Genomic DNA, 18,819 nt, shown 5'->3' on the forward strand with positions numbered 1-18,819 from the left:
GATCCCGACCCCGGGCTCGGTACAAGGCGGCCAACGGGAGCACCGTCACGGCGAATCAGAATAGTCCGACTCGGATCCTGAGCAAACCCTTGCCGCGGCCTACCGTGTTCTCATGAGAATTCGTGGGGCAGTCCTGGAACGTATCGGCGCACCCGGGCCGTACGCCGAGTCGGCACCGATCACCGTCGGCGAGCTCGAGCTTGCCCACCCGGGACCAGGTGAATTGCTGGTACGGATCGAAGCGGCCGGCATCTGCCATTCGGACCTCTCCGTCGTCGACGGCAATCGGGTCCGGCCGGTGCCCATGCTGCTCGGCCACGAGGCCGCGGGAAGGATCGAGGCCGTGGGTCCGGACGCCGGGCTGCCCATCGGACAGCGAGTGGTGATGACATTCCTGCCCCGCTGTGGCGAATGCGCCGGCTGCGCCTCGAACGGCCGGACCCCGTGCGTTCCCGGCAGCGCCGCCAACAATGCCGGCGAACTCCTGTCCGGTGGCCGCCGCCTGCACCGTGACGGCACCGAAGTCCACCACCACCTCGGTGTCTCCGGATTCGCCGACTATGCGGTTGTAGACCGCCGGTCGGTGGTCCCGGTCGACGACGACGTTCCGCCGGATATCGCAGCCGTCCTGGGCTGCGCCGTTCTCACCGGTGGCGGGGCACTGCTGAACTCGGCGAAACCGGCCCCCGCCGACCGCATCATGGTGGTCGGGCTCGGTGGTGTCGGGATGGCGGCGGTACTGGTGGCGGTTTCGCTCGGGGTCCGCGAGGTGATCGCCGTCGATACGGTCGTGGAGAAACTCGAATTGGCCCGCGATCTGGGGGCCACCAGTGCTCATACGCCGGCCGCGGTCGCCGACGGGGAGATCCGGGCCGAAGTGGTGGTGGAGGCGGTGGGTTCGGCCCGAGCCTTCGAGAGCGCGGTCGCCGCGACGGCGCCGGGCGGTACCACGGTGACGGTGGGCCTCCCGTCGCCCGAAGCCCGAGCGACTATCTCCCCGCTGGGATTGGTGGCGCAGGGGCGCTCGATCGTCGGCAGCTACCTGGGGTCGGCGGTGCCTTCCCGCGATATCCCCGAATATGTCCGGATGTGGCGGGCGGGCCGGTTGCCGGTGGAGAAACTGATCTCCGCCCGGATCGGGCTCCACGAGATCAACCGGGCGATGGACGAGCTGGCTGCCGGGCATGGGCTGCGTCAAGTGATCATCTTCTGACGCTGCGCGGTGCGGGACCGGTGCCTGGCGACGTTCACGCGGTTGGCGCACCGGTCGGAGCAGAAGCGCCGCCGGCCGTTTCGCGAGGTGTCGACGAAGACCTGGGGGCATTCCGGCCGCGCGCACCGGCCGATCCGGTTCGGCGCCGCGCAGAACAGTTCGGCCAGCCCGGCGGCGGTGTATGCCTTCACCCGTTCGTCGATCGGGGCGCTCTCGGCGGCATAGTGCAGATGTGGTGTGCGGCCGTCGTGGGTCGAGATATAGGGGCGGCTCGTGGTCTCGGCCAGCAGCGAGTTGAGCAACTCGACACCGGGCGCGCGGAAGACCTCCTCGAGTCTCCGGGTCCAGCGCCGCAGGGCATCGGCCTGTCGCGGGCCGACCGCGCCGATCGGCCGGTATCCGGCCTCGGCCAGCAGCAGTGCGAGGTCCTGGCCCGGGTCTGCGTTGACCAGCCTGACGGCGAGTTCGGCAGCCGCACCGCCGTAAGGGTTGAAATGCATAGAACCATTACATCAGGCTGGGCGGTATGACGATCATCTGCTCCGCTTGCGGCTGGCTCGCGCCCACACTGCTGTCCGAACACGGCGCGGTGCGCTATTGGCGTTGCGTCTGCGGGCAATGGCTGGTGAGCGAGGCGGATGCGGTCACGGCCACACCCGGGAACAGTGATTTCGCTGCGGTGCCGACGAGCTGACGCGTGCACCATTGCGAGGTCTCACTGGACTTCGGCGCCGTGGCCGGTGATCGGCGTGGCGCCGGCTGCCGGGCACTCGCAGCTGTTGCCGGTCGCGCGCCCTTCGGTTCGCGCCGGAGCTCTCGGAGTGCGTCGCGCAGCGAGAATTGCCGAGGGGGCCCGTGTCGCGACTGGGAGCGCGCCATAGACTCGGTGGGTCGACTATCAGGTAGGAGTGGTGAGGTGACGGCACCGATTCGGGTGGGTGTTCTGGGGGCGCAGGGCAAGGTCGGTCAGGCCATCTGTGCCGCCGTCGAAGCGGCCGGCGATCTCGAACTGGTCGCCGCCGTGGACAAGGACGACCCATTGACGCGGTTCACCGAGACCGGCGCTCAGGTGGTGGTCGATTTCACCCATCCCGGCGTGGTGATGGGCAATCTGCGCTTCCTGGTGGACAACGGAATCCACGCGGTCGTCGGCACCACCGGATTCGACAGTGCCCGGCTCGACGAGGTACGCGGCTGGTTGTCCGGCCGGCCCGACGTAGGTGTACTGATCGCCCCGAACTTCGCGATCGGCGCGGTGCTGTCGATGCGGTTCGCCGAACAGGCGGCGCGGTTCTTCGAATCGGTCGAGGTGATCGAACTGCATCACCCGAACAAGGCCGATGCCCCGTCCGGTACCGCCTACCGGACCGCGGCGATCATCGCCGAAGCCCGTGAACAAGCCGGTTCCGCACCCGTCCCGGACGCCACGACCACCGAACTCGACGGTGCGCGGGGCGCCGAGGTCGACGGGGTGCGGGTGCATTCGGTGCGGTTGGCCGGGCTCGTAGCCCACCAGGAGGTGCTTTTCGGCACGCAGGGAGAGACGCTGACCATCCGGCACGATTCCATCGACCGCTCGTCGTTCGCGCCGGGCGTATTGCTGGGGGTCCGGCAGATCGGCGGCCGGCCCGGCCTCACCGTCGGGCTCGACCCGTTCCTCGACCTGTGAGCGAGACCGGCGGCGCAACCGGCGATCCCGCCCCGGACCGCGCTGTATTGAAGATCGTCGCCACGGTGGCCTTCCTGGTCGTGGCGCTGATCTTCTACTTCCTGTGGCTGGGCCGAATCGCCGTGGAACTGCTGACCTCCGGCGATATCGCCGCCATCGGCCTGGGAATCGGGGTCCTCATCCTGCCGCTGCTCGGCGTGTGGATGGTCGTTTCCACCATCCGGTCCGCGCTGGATCATCAGCGGCTGGCCCGCCGCGTCCACGAGGAGGGGCTGGAACTGGATGTCGACGATCTCCCGCGCCGTCCCTCCGGCCGGATCGAACGGGCGGCCGCCGACGAGTTGTTCCTCACGGTGAAACAGGAATGGGAGGCCGACCCCGACAACTGGCGGGTCTCCTACCGGTTGGCCCGCGCCTACGACTACGCCGGGGACCGGGCCCGGGCGCGCAACACCATGCGCCGAGCGGTGGAACTGGAACGGCACGAACGAGACTCGGGTACCCGATAGCAGCGGGACGTACCACCGCCTCGCCCGCGGGGCATGTACGCGCCGGGAGTGGCCACCCGGCTAGGCTCGCCGGTGTGCCGACGTTGCTGATCATCCATCACACACCGTCGCCGTTCATGCAGGCGATGTTCGAGGCCGCGGTGTCGGGGGCGACCGATCCGGAAATCGAGGGCGTGGAGGTGGTGCGCCGGGCGGCGCTGGCCGTATCGCCGGCGGATGTGCTGGCGGCGGACGGGTACCTGCTCGGCACCCCGGCCAACCTCGGGTACATGAGCGGCGCTCTCAAGCACGCCTTCGATGTCATCTACTACCCCTGCCTCGATTCGACGCGGGGCCGGCCGTTCGGCCTCTACCTGCACGGCAACGAGGGCACCGAGGGAGCCGAGCGCGGTGTGACCGCCATCACGACAGGTCTGGGATGGGCGAAGGCCGCCGACTATGTGGTGGTGTCGGGCAAACCGGGCAAGGACGACCTCGAAACATGCTGGGAACTCGGCGCGACCGTGGCGGCACAGCTGATGGAATAGGGCGATGCGGCCGCGGAACGCCGGCGGTTCCCCTGAAATCGGGGGCTGACCTCGGCGCGCGCACAACGCCATACTGCACTGGACGGGGGTGTGCCTGATGGGAGTTGTGTAGTGACGGACAGCGTCGGAGACCGGAGCGGGCCACGCCGGATCGGTCTGGTCGAGGACCACGAATCGGTGGCGATCGGCCTGGTGGCGATGCTCGAACCCGAGCCTGATCTCGAATTGGTGGTGACCGCGGGCACTGTCGCCGGGTTGCTGGCCGAACCTGCCTGCCGGATAGAGGGAGTACCGGCGTTGGATCTGGTGGTGCTGGATCTGCGGCTCGCCGATGATTCCACGCCCGAGGACAATGTTGCGACATTGCGTGAGCACGGCGTCGAGGTGCTGGTTTTCACCGGTGCCGACAATCCGTATCTGGTGCGCTCGGCCGCTCGTGCCGGTGTCCTGGGCGTGGTCCGGAAATCGGAGGATGTGGCGACCGTGGTCGGCGCGGTGCGCCGTGCCGCGTCCGGGGAGCAGGTGGTGACCACCGATTGGGCCGCCGCCATCGACGGCGATCCGCAGTTGTCCAGTGTCGGGTTGAGTCCGCGCCAGGAAGAAGTGCTGACGTTGTACGCGTCAGGAGAGAAAGCGTCGCGGGTTGCGCGCCTGGCCGGGCTCTCCGAACAGACCGTGAACGACTACCTGGGCCGGATCCGGCAGAAATATGCCGACGCGGGCCGGCCCGCGCCCACCAAGACCGACCTCTACAAGCGGGCGGTCGAGGACGGCTGGTTGCCGGTTCCCGAGCATCGCCGGTCATGAGCGCGACCTCCTCCGTCGAGGCGCCGCGACGCCCGGCGTTGTGGCCGCAGCGGTTGCGGGACCTGTGGTCGGTATCGGTATCGCTGGTCCGGTCGCGTAATGCCGGTCCCGAACTGGGCGCGGATCGGGTGGTTCGGCGGTTCGGTCTGGTAATCGGGCTGGTCGGGACGATCGCCGCCGTACTCGAGCTGCCCGAGATCATCGTTCAGCATCGGTCGGTTCCGTTGATCTGGACCATGATCACCTACACGGTCGCATTCGGCATGCTGCCGGTACTTGCAGTGGTCTCGCTGATCGCGGGGGCGCGGCTGGTTCGGGCGGTGGCCGGGGCCGCCGCGCTGGGTTATCTCGCCGGGATGGCGCTGGTGATGCCCTACTACTACGAGATTGCGGAAGCGCCGGGACTGATCTGGGCGCATCGGCTGGTCATGATCGGTGTGCTGGCGGCGGCAGTGGCCTGGCGGCCGTGGGCGGCGGTTGTCTATCTCGTGGTCACCGCGGCGACGCCGGGCGTCGCGCTGTATGTGATGTTCGACGACACCACGGTGCTGTCCGTGGTGGAGAACTTCACGCGCAATGCCGGTTTGTGCCTGCTGTTCCTGTGGTGTGTCGTGCATGCGCGAGCGGCCGGTGCGCGGGTGGACCGGGAATCACTGATCGCCGGTGATCGTGCGGCGGCGGTAGCGGGGACGGCGGCCCGGGAGCGGGAACGGGCACGTTTCGCGGTATTGATCCACGATGCGGTGCTGTCCACGCTGCTCGATGCCTCCCGCTCCGGTTCCGGCGGCACGTCTGTGGTGGTGCGGGAGCAGGCGCGCCGCACCCTCGACCAACTCGACGCCACCCGGTTTTCCGGTGCCGATACCGGACTGTTGGACGCGAGCTCGGCCGTCGGCTTCCTGCGTGCCGCGGTGCACGAGGTCAATGTGGGCGTCGAGTTCACCGTGCATCGCGGTGGTAATGAGAACGAGCTGCGAATGCCGTTGTCCGCGGCCGGCCCGCTGGCCGGGGCACTGGCCGAGGCGGTTCGCAACAGTCTGCGGCATGCCGGCGTTCCCGGTCGCCGGGTACGCCGCGAGGTGACCGCGACCGTCGGCGCCGGCGGGCTACTGGTGGTGTTCCAGGACGACGGTGCAGGTTTCGACCGGTCGTCGGTGCCCGCCGATCGGCTGGGCATCTCGGCGAGCATTCTGGGCCGGATGCGGCAGCTGCCCGGCGGCGCCGGCTTTGTCGAATCGGCGCCGGGGCAGGGAACATTGGTCACCCTGATGTGGGGTAACGCAGGAAGTGTCGATGATGTCGGAGAAACGTAGCGCGCACGCCCGGCCGCACACCGGGGTTCACGGCGGGGAGGCTGCCGATGAGCGAAAAGTGAATTTCGAACTCCGCTCCCTGCTCGGAATGCGCGGCCGGTCCGGCTGGGTGTTCCGGGTAGGTCTCGCCGGAACCATCACGTTGTACATGACCCCGGCGTTGAACGATGTCCCGGTCGCGCAGTTCGTCGTCGCGATCGTCGCGATGCTGGGTGCGGGCGCGATTCTGGTCCTGCTGCCCGGCGACCCGCTGCCGTGGCCCGCCACCGCCGCGGTGATTGTGGCCGGGCCGGTGGCGGTGCTGGCGACGCATCTCAATTTCGCCGAGGGCGCTGTGCGCCAGCCGTGGGCGGCCTTCGCCGCGTCCTATGTGCTGGCGGTACTGGCGGTGCGCGGCCGGATCGTCGCGGCCTGGGGAGGCGCGGTGGTGGTGGCGGCGGCGGTCGGCTTCGTGGATATCGTGCTGGATATTTCGGTCGGGTCCCTCTTCATATCGATCCTTGCGCTGGCCTGTCTGGCCGGGGCCACGGTGTGTGCGCTGATCCTGCGGCCCACGCAGCGTTCGCTGCGTCTCCTGCACGATGACGTCGCCATGCGGGCGGCAGCCGAAGCAACCATGGCGGCCGAGCATTCCGAACGGGTCCGCCAGCTGAGCCGGTTGGACGAGCTGGCCAGGCCGATGCTGGAGCGTATCGCCCGCGGTGTGGAACTGACACCGGCGGATCGGGAGGTATGCCGCCTGCTGGAGGCCGAACTACGGGACGGTCTGCGGGCGCCGCAACTGGCCACCGATCAGCTCAACGCCGCCGCACGCGGTGCGCGGGCGCGCGGGGTGGAGGTGCTCCTGCTCGACGACGGCGGGTTCGCCGGTGTGACGGCCGCGCTGCGCGCGCGGGTGCTCGATCTCGCTGTGCGTGAGCTGGATGCCGCCAATGGGGGGTCGGTCACCATCCGGGTACTCCCGGCCGGGCGGCGAAATCTGACGACCATCCTGGCGAGCGCACCCGGCGGCGACCGGCGTACCGAGATCGCCAGTACCGGCGAGATCCTGGTCTCGACCTGATCAGGGTGTGGTGTCGTCGCGTTTACCGGCGCTGTAGCCGCCGCGCATCTGATCGCGCAGCGCACCCGACACCACCCCGGCCATCCAGGAGTTCAGCGATTGCCCGCTCTGCGCGGCGGCATCTTCGGCCCGGGATTTCACCTGTTCGACCAGCCGCAGGGTCACACGGCTGATATCGCCGGTCATTTCCTCGAAGCTGGGGTTGTCACCCGCCGGGGCGCGACCCACCTCGACTGTGGCTTCGTCGTCGTGCAGCGAGACACGGACCGTGCGGTCACCCAGCTCGGTCGAGACGGTATCGGCGAGTTCGGTGAGCGCCGCGAGCAGGGCCAGCCGGGCCGAGTTCTCCACCGCTTTGGCGAGCGCCTCGGCCGTGGCCTGCGTTTTTTCGTCGCCGAGAGCGGCTGCGGCGATCAGGTCGTCGCGAATTCGTGCGGTGTATCGGGTCAGATCCATGACATCAGTGTGACGCCATTGCTGATGTCATACAACCCCATGTCAGGCGTCATGGAGATGCTGGAGTGATGTCATTGCCTGCCCCGGCGGCCCAGAACACAGACGAGGGTGTCGAGGGCTACCCCGTGACCGGGTAGCCTTTCTGACCATGACGAACGGTGAATCGACGCCTCCGGTGTTGAGCGCGTCCGGCACGGTAGGTGTCGCGATGGTGACCCCCTTCAGCGCCGAGGGCAAGCTCGACATAGACACCGGCGTCACCCTTGCGCACCGTCTGGTCGAGCGGGGTGCCGACCTGCTCGCGATCTCCGGCACCACCGGCGAATCGCCGACCACCACCGAATCGGAGAAGGCGGATCTGCTGCGGGCGGTGGTGGACGCGGTCGGTAACCGGGCCACCGTCATCGCCGGCGCCGGAACCTACGACACCGCGCATTCGATCGAACTCGCCCGCAATGCCCAGCGCGCGGGCGCGCACGGCCTGCTGGTCGTGACCCCCTACTATTCGCGGCCGACCCAGGAGGGTCTGTTCGCACACTTCACCGCCGTCGCCGATGCCACCGATCTCCCGGTGACCCTCTACGACATACCGCCCAGATCGGTGGTACCGATCGCCTCGGACACGATTCGCCGGCTCGCCGAACATCCGCGGATCGTCGCGGTCAAAGATGCCAAGGGCGATCTGAATGCCGGCGCCGCGCTCATCGCCGAAACCGATCTCGCCTTCTACTCGGGCGACGATATGTTGAATCTGCCGTGGCTGGCGATGGGAGCGGTCGGCTTCATCAGTGTGATCGGCCATCTGGTTCCGGAACGGCTGCGGGAGATGGTGGACGCGTTCGCCGCCGGTGATGTGATGCGCGCCCGGGATATCAACACGAGCTTGCTCTGGCTCAATGCCGCGATGGCGCGGCTCGGCGGGGTGGCGATGACGAAAGGTGGACTCCGATTGCTTGGCGTGGACGTCGGCGAACCTCGGCTACCGCAGATCATGCCGAGCCCCGAACAGCTCGCGGATCTGGCCGCAGACCTGCGCGCCGCCGGGGTGCTCGAATGACCGACCCCGCCGCCCGCCGTCCCCGGCGTACCGCCCGCCGCGGTGCCGGTCCTGCCGCGCCCTCGCCGGCCCCGCAGCCCGAGCCCGTCCGTGCTTCGGAGCCGGCGGAACCTGCGGCACCACCGGTCGCCCCCGAACCCGGGACTCCGGCCGCACAGGGAGCCGAGATCCCGGCGCAGGAACCGGAAACCCCGGCGGTGCGATCGGAAACAGCACCGCAGACCAACTCCGCGCGGGATAAGCCGCGCCGGGCCAAAGGGCGCCAATCCGGGCGCGGCCGTGGTGATTCCGCCCGCTCCGTCCCCGCGGTGCCCCCGGAAACCGCCGCGCAGGACCGCCTCCCGCTGCCGCCGAAACTGCCACGTCAGGGGCTGCGAGTGTTCGCGCTCGGCGGCATCGGCGAAATCGGCCGCAATATGACCGTTTTCGAGTACGGCGGCAAACTCCTCATCGTCGACTGCGGGGTGTTGTTCCCCGAGGACCAGCAGCCGGGCGTGGACCTCATCCTGCCCGATTTCCGGCCTATCGAGGACCGGATGGATGATGTGGCCGCGGTGGTGCTCACCCACGGGCACGAGGACCATATCGGTGCCGTGCCGTTCTTGCTCCGGCTGCGCCCCGATATCCCGGTGGTGGGATCGAAGTTCACGCTGGCCCTGGTCGCCGCGAAATGCCGGGAACACCGGTTGCATCCGCGGCTCGTCGAGGTCACCGAGGGGGAGCGCACCGAGCACGGGCCGTTCGATTGCGAGTACTTCGCGGTCAACCATTCCATCCCGGATGCGCTCGCGGTGGCGATCCGGACGCCCGCCGGGACGATTCTGCACACAGGCGACATCAAACTCGACCAGCTTCCGCTCGACGGCCGGCTCACCGATCTCGCCGGTTTCTCCCGCCTCGGCGACGAGGGGGTGGATCTGTTCCTGGTCGACTCCACCAACGCCGAAGTCCCCGGGTTCGTCACACCCGAACGGGAGATCGGCGGCGTCCTGGACACTGTGATCGGCAAGGCACCCAGCCGGGTCATCGTGGCGTCCTTCGCCAGCCACGTGCACCGAATCCAGCAGGTTGTCGATGTGGCCCAGAAGTACGGCCGCCGCGTCTGCTTCGTCGGCCGGTCGATGGTGCGCAATATGCAGATCGCGCAGGACCTCGGCTACCTCACCGTGCCGGACGGGCTGGTAGTCGATCTCGCCCAGGCCGCCACCCTGCCGCCCGCCAAACTGGTCCTCATCTCCACCGGCTCCCAGGGCGAACCGCTCTCGGCGCTGTCGCGGATGGCGCGCGGCGACCACCGCCAGATCCATATCCGCGCCGACGATCTGGTGGTGCTGGCATCATCGCTCATCCCGGGTAACGAGAACTCGGTCTTCACCGTGGTCAACGGGCTGGCCCGGCTCGGCGCGACGGTGATCACCCAGCAGAACGCGAAAGTGCATGTCTCCGGACATGCTTCGGCCGGGGAACTGCTGTACCTGTACAACGCGGTACGCCCGACCAACGCCATGCCGGTGCACGGAGAATGGCGGCATCTGCGCGCCAACGCCGCGCTCGCGGTCGCCACGGGAGTCCCCGAGGACCGGGTTGTGCTCGCCGAGGACGGTGTGGTGGTGGACCTGGTGGACGGGATCGCCTCCATCGTCGGCCGGGTGCCGGTGGGACATGTCTATGTCGACGGTCTGTCGGTGGGCGATGTCGGCGAATCGACCCTGTCGGATCGGCTGGTCCTCGGCGAGGGTGGTTTCATCGCCATCACCGTCGCCGTCGACGCGACCACCGGTAAAGCGGTGAGCACTCCCGAGGTGAGCGGCCGTGGTTTCTCCGACGATCCCAGCGCGCTGGCCGAAGCCGCCGAACTGGTGGAAGCCGAACTACTGCGCCTGGCCGGTGAAGGTATCACCGACACCCATCGCATTGCGCAGAGTGTGCGCCGAGTCGTAGGGCGCTGGGTCGCCGATACCTACCGTCGCCGTCCGATGATCGTGCCGACCGTACTCGGCGTCTGATACCCGGGCTCGCCGGCGCGGAGAATCGCCGGCGGGCACAGCGCGGAAAACCGCCGGAGGGCGATGCCCTCCGGCGGTTCTCATATATCCGGTACCGGTCGTGTGGATCAGGCTTCGGGCTGGCAGGCCGCCGAATCGAGTTCCGCGTTCTTCACAACAGTGCACGCGAAATCGTGGGCGATCTTCCACTGATCACCTTCGGCCACGAAAGCGACCGAGCCGTTCTCCACCGGGCTGCCGGCGATGGTGATGTCGGCGGTAGCAGTGAGCTTGCCCTCTGCCGGTTCGCCGACCTCGGTGATCTTTACAGTCACTTCATTCTTCTTGGCCGCCTCGACCAGCTTGTCGACCAGCTGCGGATCCTGTTCGGCATCCTCGATGAAGGCCAGCTTCTCTTCTTCGCTCACCGCACCGTCGAGCGCTCGTGTGAGCTTGTCGTTGAGTTCTTCGACCGTGGGCTTGGGCAGGTTCGGAGGCGCGGTGGTCGTCGGCGCCTTGCCTTCTTCCCGACCGTCCTGGGATTTACCCGATTCGAACTCGGCGGGAGCTTCGGTACTGGTGGCAGCCGCGTCGGTCGAGGATTCCTCGGTGGACGAGCATGCGGTGAAGGTGAGTGCGGCGGCGGCCATTGTTACGGCGGCCACGATCCGGAATGGACGGATTTTCACAGTTCTGTTTCCCCTACGCAGGTAATCGGCGAATTCGGCGCCGGCCGGAAAAAGTGGTCGGTACGAACTCACAGGCCGTAGCCCGAAGTGCAGTTCCAGTGCTCGATGTAGGCGTTACCCGGGTTGTTGGCCAGCGCTTCGGACCGCGCAGCGGCCCGAGACGAACCGGATCCGTAGCTCAGCCAGTTGTCCGACACCGCGAGTGCACCGCAGCCGTTGCGCCAGGAGATCTTGGCCACGCAATCGGCGGCACCGCACCGGTCCTCGGCGGCCGCTTCTGCTTCGGAGTAGCTGTCGTAGTCGTAGGACCATCCGTAGTCACCGGTGGAAAGGGAGACCGCGATGGCGCCGTAGTTACTGCTGTACTGCGCGTGCGCGGGTGCCACGGAAGCGGCGAACATCGAACCGACGGTCGCCACCAGAACGGCGGCAACGGTGAGAATCTTCTTCAAAGGTGTTCCCATTCTGTGTGTATCGGTCCACGACCCTATGGACCGAATGACAAAGTACAGAGCATCTCTGCTGCGTAGCAACCGGTTCGGTTCTCATCCCCTCCCCGATGGCTGGGTCTCGGCTAGATTCATCGTGTGAACTTCGCTCAGCGTGAACGCCGTGCAATGGTCGAAACGATGGACGAGACCGGGCCGGACGCGCCAACTTTATGCGGAGACTGGACGGTGCGCGACCTCGCGGCGCATCTGGTCGTCCGGGAACGCCGTCCGGACGCCGCACCGGGGATCATGTTGCGGCCCTTCGCCGGTTATCTGCAGCGGCGGCAGGACGAGGCCGCCCGGCGTCCGTTCCCGGAATTGCTGGAAAAGGTCCGCAACGGCCCGCCGTGGTGGTCACCGTTGCGCCCGGTGGACGCGATCGCCAATCTCAGTGAAATGTTCGTCCACCATGAGGATGTCCGGCGGGCGCGGCCGGGGTGGGAGCCACGGGAGCTGTCCGATCAGGATCAGCAGCGGCTGTGGTCGGTGCTGCGGCGGATGGGCAAGATGGCCTACCGCAAATCCCCGGTGCCGGTGGAACTGTCGACCCCGTCGGGGGACCGGGCCCGGGTAGTGGACAAGCCCGGCCCCGTGGTGATCCTGTCCGGTGCACCCGCCGAGTTGCTGCTGCACGCATTCGGGCGCGAGCAGGTACGGATCGAATCAGAAGGGGAGCCGGAGGCCGTCCGCCAGGTGCTCGAACTGGATCGTTCGATCTGACCCCTACCCGTGCCGACAGGCCCGTTCCGGGGACTTCCGGGCAGTGGAAAACAGCCGCACGCAGGCCTGCGTCCACCGATGGGCGGCGAGAATCACCACCGTTGGGGACCCCGGTACCAGTGTTGCGGATGGTCCGGATGGGGTTGTTGCGGCTAGCCTGAGCCCATGGCAGGTAAGTCCCGCGGCACAACCACACCGGGTGCGCGGGCGGGATCGGCTCGGGGGCGGACCACCGCGGCCCGTTCTCGTTCGGGCACGCGTCGATCGGACGGCGCCGCACGGGCCCAGGGCCCGAAGCGAAAAACCGCACAGCAGGGTGGCGCGCGCAAAGCGCCCGCCACCCGCGCCCGGCGCACCACACGCCGTCCCGCCCCACCGCGGCGTTCGGACACCGCACCGCTGGCCGTATTCACCCGACTGGTGAGCGGCGGATGGACCATGGCGGCCCGCGGCGTCGGCGCCACCACACGCGCGATCAGCCGTGCGGGGGAGATCGAACACGGACATCGCCGTGACGGGGTCGCATTGGGGCTGATCGCTCTCAGTGCCGTGATCGCGGCGGCGGTCTGGCTGTCGGCCGGCGGTCCGATCGGGCGTGGGGTGGAGGGTCTCATCCGTGCGATCACCGGCTCGGCGTCTTCGGTGCTGCCGTTCGTGGCCGCCGGTATCGCCGTGGTGCTCATGCGTACCGAATCGCGACCGGAGATCCGCCCGCGCCTGGTATTGGGTGGATTGCTGATCGGCTTGCCGTTCCTCGGGCTGTGGCATATCGCCGACGGCGGTCCGGCTGATGCCGCGGGGCGCGCCGACGCCGCCGGTTTCGTCGGTTTCGTCTTCGGCGGTCCACTCACCGACGGGCTCACGGCCTGGCTTTCGGTGCCGATTCTGCTGCTGGCCATGGTGTTCGGTGTGCTGCTGGTAACCGGTACGACGGTCCGTGAGGCACCGCAGAGGTTGCGGGAATTCTTCGGGGCCCCCGAGTACGACGACGATTATCGCGACGGATACGACCCGATCGACGAGTACGAGGCGGCCGAACCGGCCGGCCGGTCCCGCCGCCGTGGCCGCGCACCGGCCGAGGACTACCCGGCCGATGAGTTCACGGGGCCGCCGGTCGGCCCCGAAGGCGCCGCCGAACCACCGCTGCGGGACGCCAAACCGATCGCCGCTCCAGGGGAGGATAAACCGGCCGGACGCAAAAAACGCAAGCCCGCTGCCGCGGCACCGGTCGATCAGACTCCGCCGCCGGATCCGGAGCCGGAATTCGTCGCCGACCGGGTCGCCGAGGGCGATTACACCCTGCCGCCGACGAATCTGCTGGTCGACGGAGATCCACCGCGCCGTCGTAGCGCCGCCAACGAATCCATGATCGAGGCGATCACCGAGGTCCTGGTCCAGTTCAAGATCGATGCGGCGGTTACCGGATTTGTCCGCGGACCGACGGTCACCCGGTACGAAGTCGAACTCGGTCCGGGCGTGAAGGTCGAGAAGATTACGGCGCTGACCCGCAATATCGCGTATGCCGTGGCCACCGAGAACGTGCGCCTGCTCGCCCCGATTCCGGGGAAGTCCGCCGTCGGTATCGAGGTGCCCAATGCTGATCGGGAACTGGTTCGGCTGGCCGACGTACTGAAGGCACCGTCCACTCGTAACGATCACCATCCGCTGGTGATCGGCCTGGGCAAAAACATCGAGGGTGAGTTCCTGGCGGCAAATCTGGCAAAGATGCCGCATCTGCTGGTGGCCGGCTCCACTGGTTCCGGTAAGTCCAGTTTCGTCAACTCGATGCTTGTATCGCTGCTGCAGCGGGCCACTCCGGACGAGGTCCGGATGATCCTGATCGATCCTAAGATGGTGGAGCTGACCCCGTACGAGGGCATCCCGCACCTGATCACCCCCATCATCACCCAGCCGAAGAAGGCCGCCGCGGCGCTGGCCTGGCTGGTGGAGGAGATGGAGCAGCGCTATCAGGACATGCAGGCCAGCAAGGTCCGCCATATCGACGATTTCAACCGGAAGGTGAAATCCGGCGCCATCACCACGCCGCTGGGCAGCGAACGCGTCTACCGGCCCTATCCGTACATCCTGGCCATCGTCGACGAACTCGCCGATCTCATGATGACGGCGCCGCGCGATGTCGAGGACGCCATCGTGCGCATCACCCAGAAGGCCCGCGCCGCGGGGATCCATCTCGTCTTGGCCACCCAGCGACCGTCGGTCGACGTGGTGACCGGTCTGATCAAGACCAATGTGCCCTCACGACTGGCCTTCGCGACCTCTTCGCTCACCGATTCGCGGGTCATTCTCGACCAGCCCGGTGCCGAGAAGCTCATCGGTATGGGTGACGGGCTGTTCCTGCCGATGGGTGCCGGGAAACCGACCCGTCTGCAGGGTGCTTTCATCAGCGATGAGGAGATCCAGGGGATCGTCGAGTTCACCAAGAACCAGGCCGAGCCGGAGTACACCGAGGGGGTCACCGCCGCCAAGGCGGGGGAGAAGAAGGATGTCGATCCCGATATCGGTGACGACCTCGACGTTCTGCTGCAGGCAGTGGAGCTGGTGGTGACCTCTCAGTTCGGTTCCACCTCGATGCTGCAGCGCAAATTACGGGTCGGGTTCGCCAAGGCCGGGCGATTGATGGATCTGATGGAAACCCGCGGTGTGGTGGGACCGAGCGAGGGGTCCAAGGCACGTGATGTGCTGGTGAAACCGGACGAGCTCGATGGTTTGCTCTGGTCGATCCGCGGCGGTGGGGACGAAGCCCCGGAACCGGACGAACAATGACGGAACCGGGCCGTGCCCTCGGGGCACGGCCGCGACCGGTGTGCGAGGATAACCGGCAATCACCCCGCAACACGCCTTAATCGGGCATATCGGGCATTATTATCGTCATGACTCGTACCGCTGAACGGATCACCGTATGCAGGTAACCGCTCTCGTGTGGGGGATCACCATCGTGGTGATCCTCGGCCTGTTCGTTTTCGACTTCTTCGCCCATGTGCGTACCCCGCACGAGCCGACGTTCCGTGAATCCGGCTTCTGGTCGGCGGTGTACATCGGTCTGGCGCTCGCCTTCGGCGGCGTCGTGGCCTGGAAATGGGGCGGCACCTATGCCGGCGAGTACTACGCCGGTTTCGTCACCGAGAAGGCCCTCTCGGTGGACAACCTGTTCATCTTCTTGATCATCATGTCCACCTTCGCCGTACCACGGATGTATCAGCAGAAGGTGCTGCTGATCGGCATCGTGGTCGCTTTGGTGATGCGTGGCGGGTTCATCGCCGTAGGCGCCGCCGCGATCAGCACGTTCAGCTGGGTCTTCTACCTCTTCGGCCTGTTCCTGGTCTACACCGCGATCAAGATGGTGCGGGAAAGCGGGCACGAGGTCGAGGGGGAACAGAAACGCGACAGTCGCGTCGTCGCACTGACCAAACGGCTGGTACCCACCACCGAGGACTACGACGGCGACAAGCTGATCACCCGGATCGACGGCCGCCGGGTGGTCACCCCGATGCTGCTGGCGTTATTGGCCATCGGTTTCGCCGATCTGCTCTTCGCGCTCGATTCCATTCCGGCGATCTACGGTCTCACCGAAGAGCCTTACATCGTCTTCACCGCGAACGCGTTCGCACTGATGGGTCTGCGCCAGCTGTATTTCCTGATCGGCGGCCTGCTGGACCGGCTCGTGTACCTGTCTTACGGACTGTCTGCGATCCTGGCCTTCATCGGCGTAAAACTGGTCCTGCACGCCCTGCACGAGAACACCCTGCCGTTCATCAACGGTGGCGAGCATGTGAGCGTCCCGGAGATCTCCACCGGGCTTTCGCTGTCGGTGATCCTCGGGATCCTGGTGGTCGCGACTGTGGCCAGCCTGCTGCGTACGCGAGGCAAGGCGCGCCCGCAGCCGGCGGAGCCGAAGGAGTAGTTCATATCGCGTACCGGCCGCACCGGCCGGTACGCGATATCGCCGGTCGCGGTGTTCGTCAGCCGGCGAACGCGCCGAGGACGGGCTGCCATTCGGTCGCCCGTACCTCGTCGATCAAGCTCTCCTGCGCGAACGGGTCGGCCGTCAGCAGCCGGCCGAGCGCCTGCGAATCCACGGCGCGGAACAACAGCAGTGCGCCCGAACCGTCCGGATAGGGCCCACTGCTGAGCAGCGTTTCGTCCGCGAGGTGATCGGCGAGCCAGGCCCGGTGGCGGGGACGTTGCTTATCGCGCTCGGCAGCTGTGGCATCGGAGTAGGTGTAGTGGACAGCGAAGATCGGCACGGGATGACTCTAATGCGCGCCCCGCAGGCCGGCGTGCCGGAACCGCGACGGTCCCGAGCCCACGTCAGAGCGAGCGCAGCATCCGAGTGTTGCCCAGCGTGTTCGGTTTCACATAACTGAGATCCAGGAACTCCGCGACGCCCGTGTCGTAGGACCGGCACATCTCCGCGTAGACCTCCGCCGTTACCGGCGTACCGTCGATCTCGGCGAAACCGTGCCGGGCGAAGAACTCCACCTCGAAAGTGAGCACGAACAAGCGGCTCAACTCGAGTTCGCGGGCCACCTCGACGAGCTGATCCACGATGAGTTTGCCCACACCGTGCCCCTTCACATCAGGCGCCACCGCCACCGTGCGCACCTCACCGAGATCCGCCCACAGCACATGCAGCGCCCCGCAGCCCACCACACGGTCACCGAGATCGACGACCCAGAACTCCTGTACGGATTCGTACAGGTTGACGAGGTTTTTCTCCAGCAGGATCCGGCCCGCGTACACATCGACGAGCGATTTGATCGCCGGGACATCGGAGGTGCGGGCGCGACGCACTCGCACGGAGGCGGTCTGCGTACCGGGCGCAGCGCCGGTCGCGCTGCCCAGGGGTCCCCGTGAGGTCATGGGGTGCACAGTAGTCGGAGGCCGTACCGATAGTCTGAGTGTGTGCCGCAGACCCCGCCCGCTCGCTCGACCCCGCGCCGGTATCCCGGCGTACCGGTGCGGCGACCGGCCGGCGTGGCAGTACGCAGACGATCGCGGGCGGCTGTACCGGGAGCACGTGGCGCAGCGGCGCAGCGGCGCCGGGGCGAGTACGCACAGGGACGGCTATGAGCGTGCACCCCGAAGAGATGGACCGGCGGCTTGCTACCCCCGCGCTGCCGCGTGGGGAGCGCGCTGCGGCGCCCGCCGAATCCGCGGTCCCGTTGCTGAACATCGCCAATATCCTGACTATGGCGCGTATCGCGCTGGTCCCGTTGTTCGTACTGGCCCTGTTCGCCGACGGTGGGCACCACACGGGGTGGCGGATCACCGCGACCCTGCTGTTCGCGCTCGCGGCGATCACCGACCGCTTCGACGGCCAACTGGCCCGCAAATACGGTCTCGTCACCGATTTCGGGAAATTGGCCGACCCCATCGCCGACAAAGCCCTCATCGGCTCCGCGTTGATCGGACTGTCCATCCTCGGCGACCTGGCGTGGTGGATGACCGTTGTGATCTGTGCCCGCGAGATCGGGATCACGCTGCTGCGGCTCGCGGTGGTCCGGCGCGGCGTCATCCCGGCAGGCCGCGGCGGCAAACTCAAAACCTTGGTCCAATCGCTGGCGATCGGTGTCCTGCTGTTACCGCTGGCCGGCGGGTTCGCGACTGCGGGAATGGTGCTGATGTGGATCGCGTTGTTGCTCACGGTGGTGACAGGACTGGACTACGTCGGCCAGGCTGTGCGGCTGTGGCTGGCCGGACCGCACCGCAGCCGCCGATGACCACGGCCGATCCGCTCGCCGGGGAGACCGCGGCAGCGGAACTCGTCACCGCGCTGCGGGACAGCGGCCACACGGTCGCTACCGCGGAATCGCTCACCGCGGGCCTCGTCGCCGCCACGATCGCCGGGGTGCCCGGGGCCAGCGCCGTGCTGCGGGGCGGACTGGTGGTTTACGCCACCGATCTCAAACATCACCTGGCCGGGGTCGACGAGCAGGTGCTGGCCGGTGAAGGCCCGGTTGCGGCGAGCACCGCCGAACAGCTCGCGGTCGGCGCCCGGACCAGATGCGTTGCCGACTGGGGTCTGGCCCTGACCGGGGTCGCCGGACCCGACCCGCAGAACGGAATCGAGGTCGGCACCGTCTATCTCGGTCTGGCCGGACCCGGCCATACCGAGGTGATGCGGTTGAAACTGACCGGCGACCGGTGGAATATCAGGTTCACAGCGACTCGCGCCGCGGTACAGGAACTGCTGCGGTGCGTGCGGGGCCACTCACCGACCCGGTGAGCGGATCCGCGTCCGGCCCCGGGAACCTCCGGGACCGGTTCCGACGTTGTGCCAGGAGAGAACCGCGTGCGTG

21 protein-coding genes are annotated in these 18,819 nt (G+C 67.5%); 15 read left to right on the forward strand and 6 right to left on the reverse strand.

Annotated elements, in window-relative coordinates; translation table 11 throughout:
* Nucleotides 1–112 precede the first annotated feature (112 nt).
* The gene (locus tag NS6_RS32510; RefSeq protein ID WP_068050026.1) at nt 113–1,213 is read left to right on the forward strand and encodes an alcohol dehydrogenase catalytic domain-containing protein; all 1,101 of its coding nucleotides are present in this window, start codon (nt 113–115) and stop codon (nt 1,211–1,213) included.
* Here the strand turns inward: NS6_RS32510 and NS6_RS32515 are convergent.
* Complete coding sequence (locus tag NS6_RS32515; protein ID WP_068050028.1) at nt 1,195–1,713, reverse strand: CGNR zinc finger domain-containing protein; 519 nt, start codon at nt 1,711–1,713, stop codon at nt 1,195–1,197. The two genes, NS6_RS32510 and NS6_RS32515, sit on opposite strands and share 19 nt — an antisense overlap.
* A 26-nt stretch (nt 1,714–1,739) precedes the next feature.
* Here NS6_RS32515 and NS6_RS35065 point away from each other — a divergent pair, with 26 nt between their 5' ends.
* The 7 genes from NS6_RS35065 (at nt 1,740) to NS6_RS32545 (ending at nt 7,101) form a co-directional block, all read left to right on the forward strand.
* On the forward strand, nt 1,740–1,907 hold the full coding sequence (locus NS6_RS35065) for a hypothetical protein (protein WP_157113068.1): 168 nt from the start codon (nt 1,740–1,742) through the stop codon (nt 1,905–1,907).
* Between the two features lie 222 nt (nt 1,908–2,129).
* Nucleotides 2,130–2,882, forward strand: coding sequence for a 4-hydroxy-tetrahydrodipicolinate reductase (gene dapB, locus NS6_RS32520; protein WP_174552655.1), 753 nt, complete (start codon nt 2,130–2,132; stop codon nt 2,880–2,882).
* A 47-nt stretch (nt 2,883–2,929) separates the two neighbouring features.
* The gene (locus NS6_RS32525; RefSeq protein WP_068050104.1) at nt 2,930–3,391 is read left to right on the forward strand and encodes a hypothetical protein; all 462 of its coding nucleotides are present in this window, start codon (nt 2,930–2,932) and stop codon (nt 3,389–3,391) included.
* Nucleotides 3,392–3,465: 74 nt separating this feature from the next.
* Nucleotides 3,466–3,918 (forward strand): flavodoxin family protein, encoded by a 453-nt coding sequence (locus tag NS6_RS32530; protein ID WP_174552657.1) that lies wholly within the window; start codon nt 3,466–3,468, stop codon nt 3,916–3,918.
* Nucleotides 3,919–4,029: 111 nt separating this feature from the next.
* Nucleotides 4,030–4,725 carry a response regulator transcription factor gene (locus NS6_RS32535; protein WP_068050031.1) on the forward strand — a complete coding sequence of 232 codons (696 nt, stop codon included), beginning with the start codon at nt 4,030–4,032 and terminating at the stop codon, nt 4,723–4,725.
* A complete protein-coding gene (locus NS6_RS32540; protein WP_068050033.1) occupies nt 4,722–6,038 on the forward strand; it encodes a sensor histidine kinase in 1,317 nt (438 codons plus the stop codon). Before NS6_RS32535 ends, NS6_RS32540 begins: the two co-directional genes overlap by 4 nt.
* Entirely contained in the window at nt 6,019–7,101 is a 1,083-nt protein-coding gene (locus NS6_RS32545) for a DUF8320 family protein (protein WP_245669595.1), read from the forward strand. The genes NS6_RS32540 and NS6_RS32545 overlap by 20 nt, the downstream gene beginning before the upstream one ends.
* Here the strand turns inward: NS6_RS32545 and NS6_RS32550 are convergent, their stop codons facing one another.
* Nucleotides 7,102–7,557 carry a hypothetical protein gene (locus NS6_RS32550; RefSeq protein WP_068050035.1) on the reverse strand — a complete coding sequence of 152 codons (456 nt, stop codon included), beginning with the start codon at nt 7,555–7,557 and terminating at the stop codon, nt 7,102–7,104.
* 148 nt (nt 7,558–7,705) lie between these two features.
* Here NS6_RS32550 and dapA point away from each other — a divergent pair, with 148 nt between their 5' ends.
* Nucleotides 7,706–8,614, forward strand: a complete 909-nt coding sequence (dapA, locus tag NS6_RS32555; RefSeq protein WP_068050037.1) for a 4-hydroxy-tetrahydrodipicolinate synthase — start codon at nt 7,706–7,708, stop codon at nt 8,612–8,614.
* A complete protein-coding gene (locus NS6_RS32560) occupies nt 8,611–10,620 on the forward strand; it encodes a ribonuclease J (RefSeq protein WP_068050039.1) in 2,010 nt (669 codons plus the stop codon). The genes dapA and NS6_RS32560 overlap by 4 nt, the downstream gene beginning before the upstream one ends.
* A gap of 107 nt (nt 10,621–10,727) precedes the next feature.
* Here the strand turns inward: NS6_RS32560 and NS6_RS32565 are convergent, their stop codons facing one another.
* A complete protein-coding gene (locus NS6_RS32565; RefSeq protein ID WP_068050109.1) occupies nt 10,728–11,288 on the reverse strand; it encodes a WKL family lipoprotein in 561 nt (186 codons plus the stop codon).
* 68 nt (nt 11,289–11,356) lie between these two features.
* The gene (locus tag NS6_RS32570) at nt 11,357–11,752 is read right to left on the reverse strand and encodes a DUF4189 domain-containing protein (protein ID WP_068050040.1); all 396 of its coding nucleotides are present in this window, start codon (nt 11,750–11,752) and stop codon (nt 11,357–11,359) included.
* Nucleotides 11,753–11,875: 123 nt separating this feature from the next.
* On the opposite strand from NS6_RS32570, the gene NS6_RS32575 reads away from it, so the two are divergent.
* The 3 genes from NS6_RS32575 (at nt 11,876) to NS6_RS32585 (ending at nt 16,421) form a co-directional block, all read left to right on the forward strand.
* Nucleotides 11,876–12,499, forward strand: coding sequence for a TIGR03085 family metal-binding protein (locus tag NS6_RS32575; protein WP_068050042.1), 624 nt, complete (start codon nt 11,876–11,878; stop codon nt 12,497–12,499).
* A 165-nt stretch (nt 12,500–12,664) separates the two neighbouring features.
* Nucleotides 12,665–15,283, forward strand: coding sequence for a DNA translocase FtsK (locus NS6_RS32580; protein ID WP_068050044.1), 2,619 nt, complete (start codon nt 12,665–12,667; stop codon nt 15,281–15,283).
* 136 nt (nt 15,284–15,419) lie between these two features.
* Nucleotides 15,420–16,421: a TerC family protein gene (locus NS6_RS32585; RefSeq protein WP_068050045.1), complete on the forward strand. Its 1,002-nt coding sequence runs from the start codon at nt 15,420–15,422 to the stop codon at nt 16,419–16,421.
* A 58-nt stretch (nt 16,422–16,479) separates the two neighbouring features.
* On the opposite strand, the gene NS6_RS32590 is transcribed toward NS6_RS32585, so the two are convergent.
* Nucleotides 16,480–16,764: a YciI family protein gene (locus NS6_RS32590; protein ID WP_068050047.1), complete on the reverse strand. Its 285-nt coding sequence runs from the start codon at nt 16,762–16,764 to the stop codon at nt 16,480–16,482.
* A 64-nt stretch (nt 16,765–16,828) separates the two neighbouring features.
* Nucleotides 16,829–17,380, reverse strand: coding sequence for an amino-acid N-acetyltransferase (locus NS6_RS32595; RefSeq protein WP_068050049.1), 552 nt, complete (start codon nt 17,378–17,380; stop codon nt 16,829–16,831).
* A gap of 206 nt (nt 17,381–17,586) precedes the next feature.
* Between NS6_RS32595 and pgsA the strand changes: the two genes are divergently transcribed.
* Both pgsA and NS6_RS32605 read left to right on the forward strand, forming a co-directional pair.
* Entirely contained in the window at nt 17,587–18,240 is a 654-nt protein-coding gene (gene pgsA / locus NS6_RS32600) for a CDP-diacylglycerol--glycerol-3-phosphate 3-phosphatidyltransferase (protein WP_068050051.1), read from the forward strand.
* On the forward strand, nt 18,237–18,746 hold the full coding sequence (locus NS6_RS32605) for a CinA family protein (RefSeq protein WP_068050111.1): 510 nt from the start codon (nt 18,237–18,239) through the stop codon (nt 18,744–18,746). The genes pgsA and NS6_RS32605 overlap by 4 nt, the downstream gene beginning before the upstream one ends.
* Nucleotides 18,747–18,819: the final 73 nt, after the last annotated feature.

Origin of the sequence: Nocardia speluncae NBRC 108251, from assembly GCF_001613245.1 — a bacterium.
In the GTDB taxonomy this organism is placed as follows: domain Bacteria; phylum Actinomycetota; class Actinomycetes; order Mycobacteriales; family Mycobacteriaceae; genus Nocardia; species Nocardia speluncae.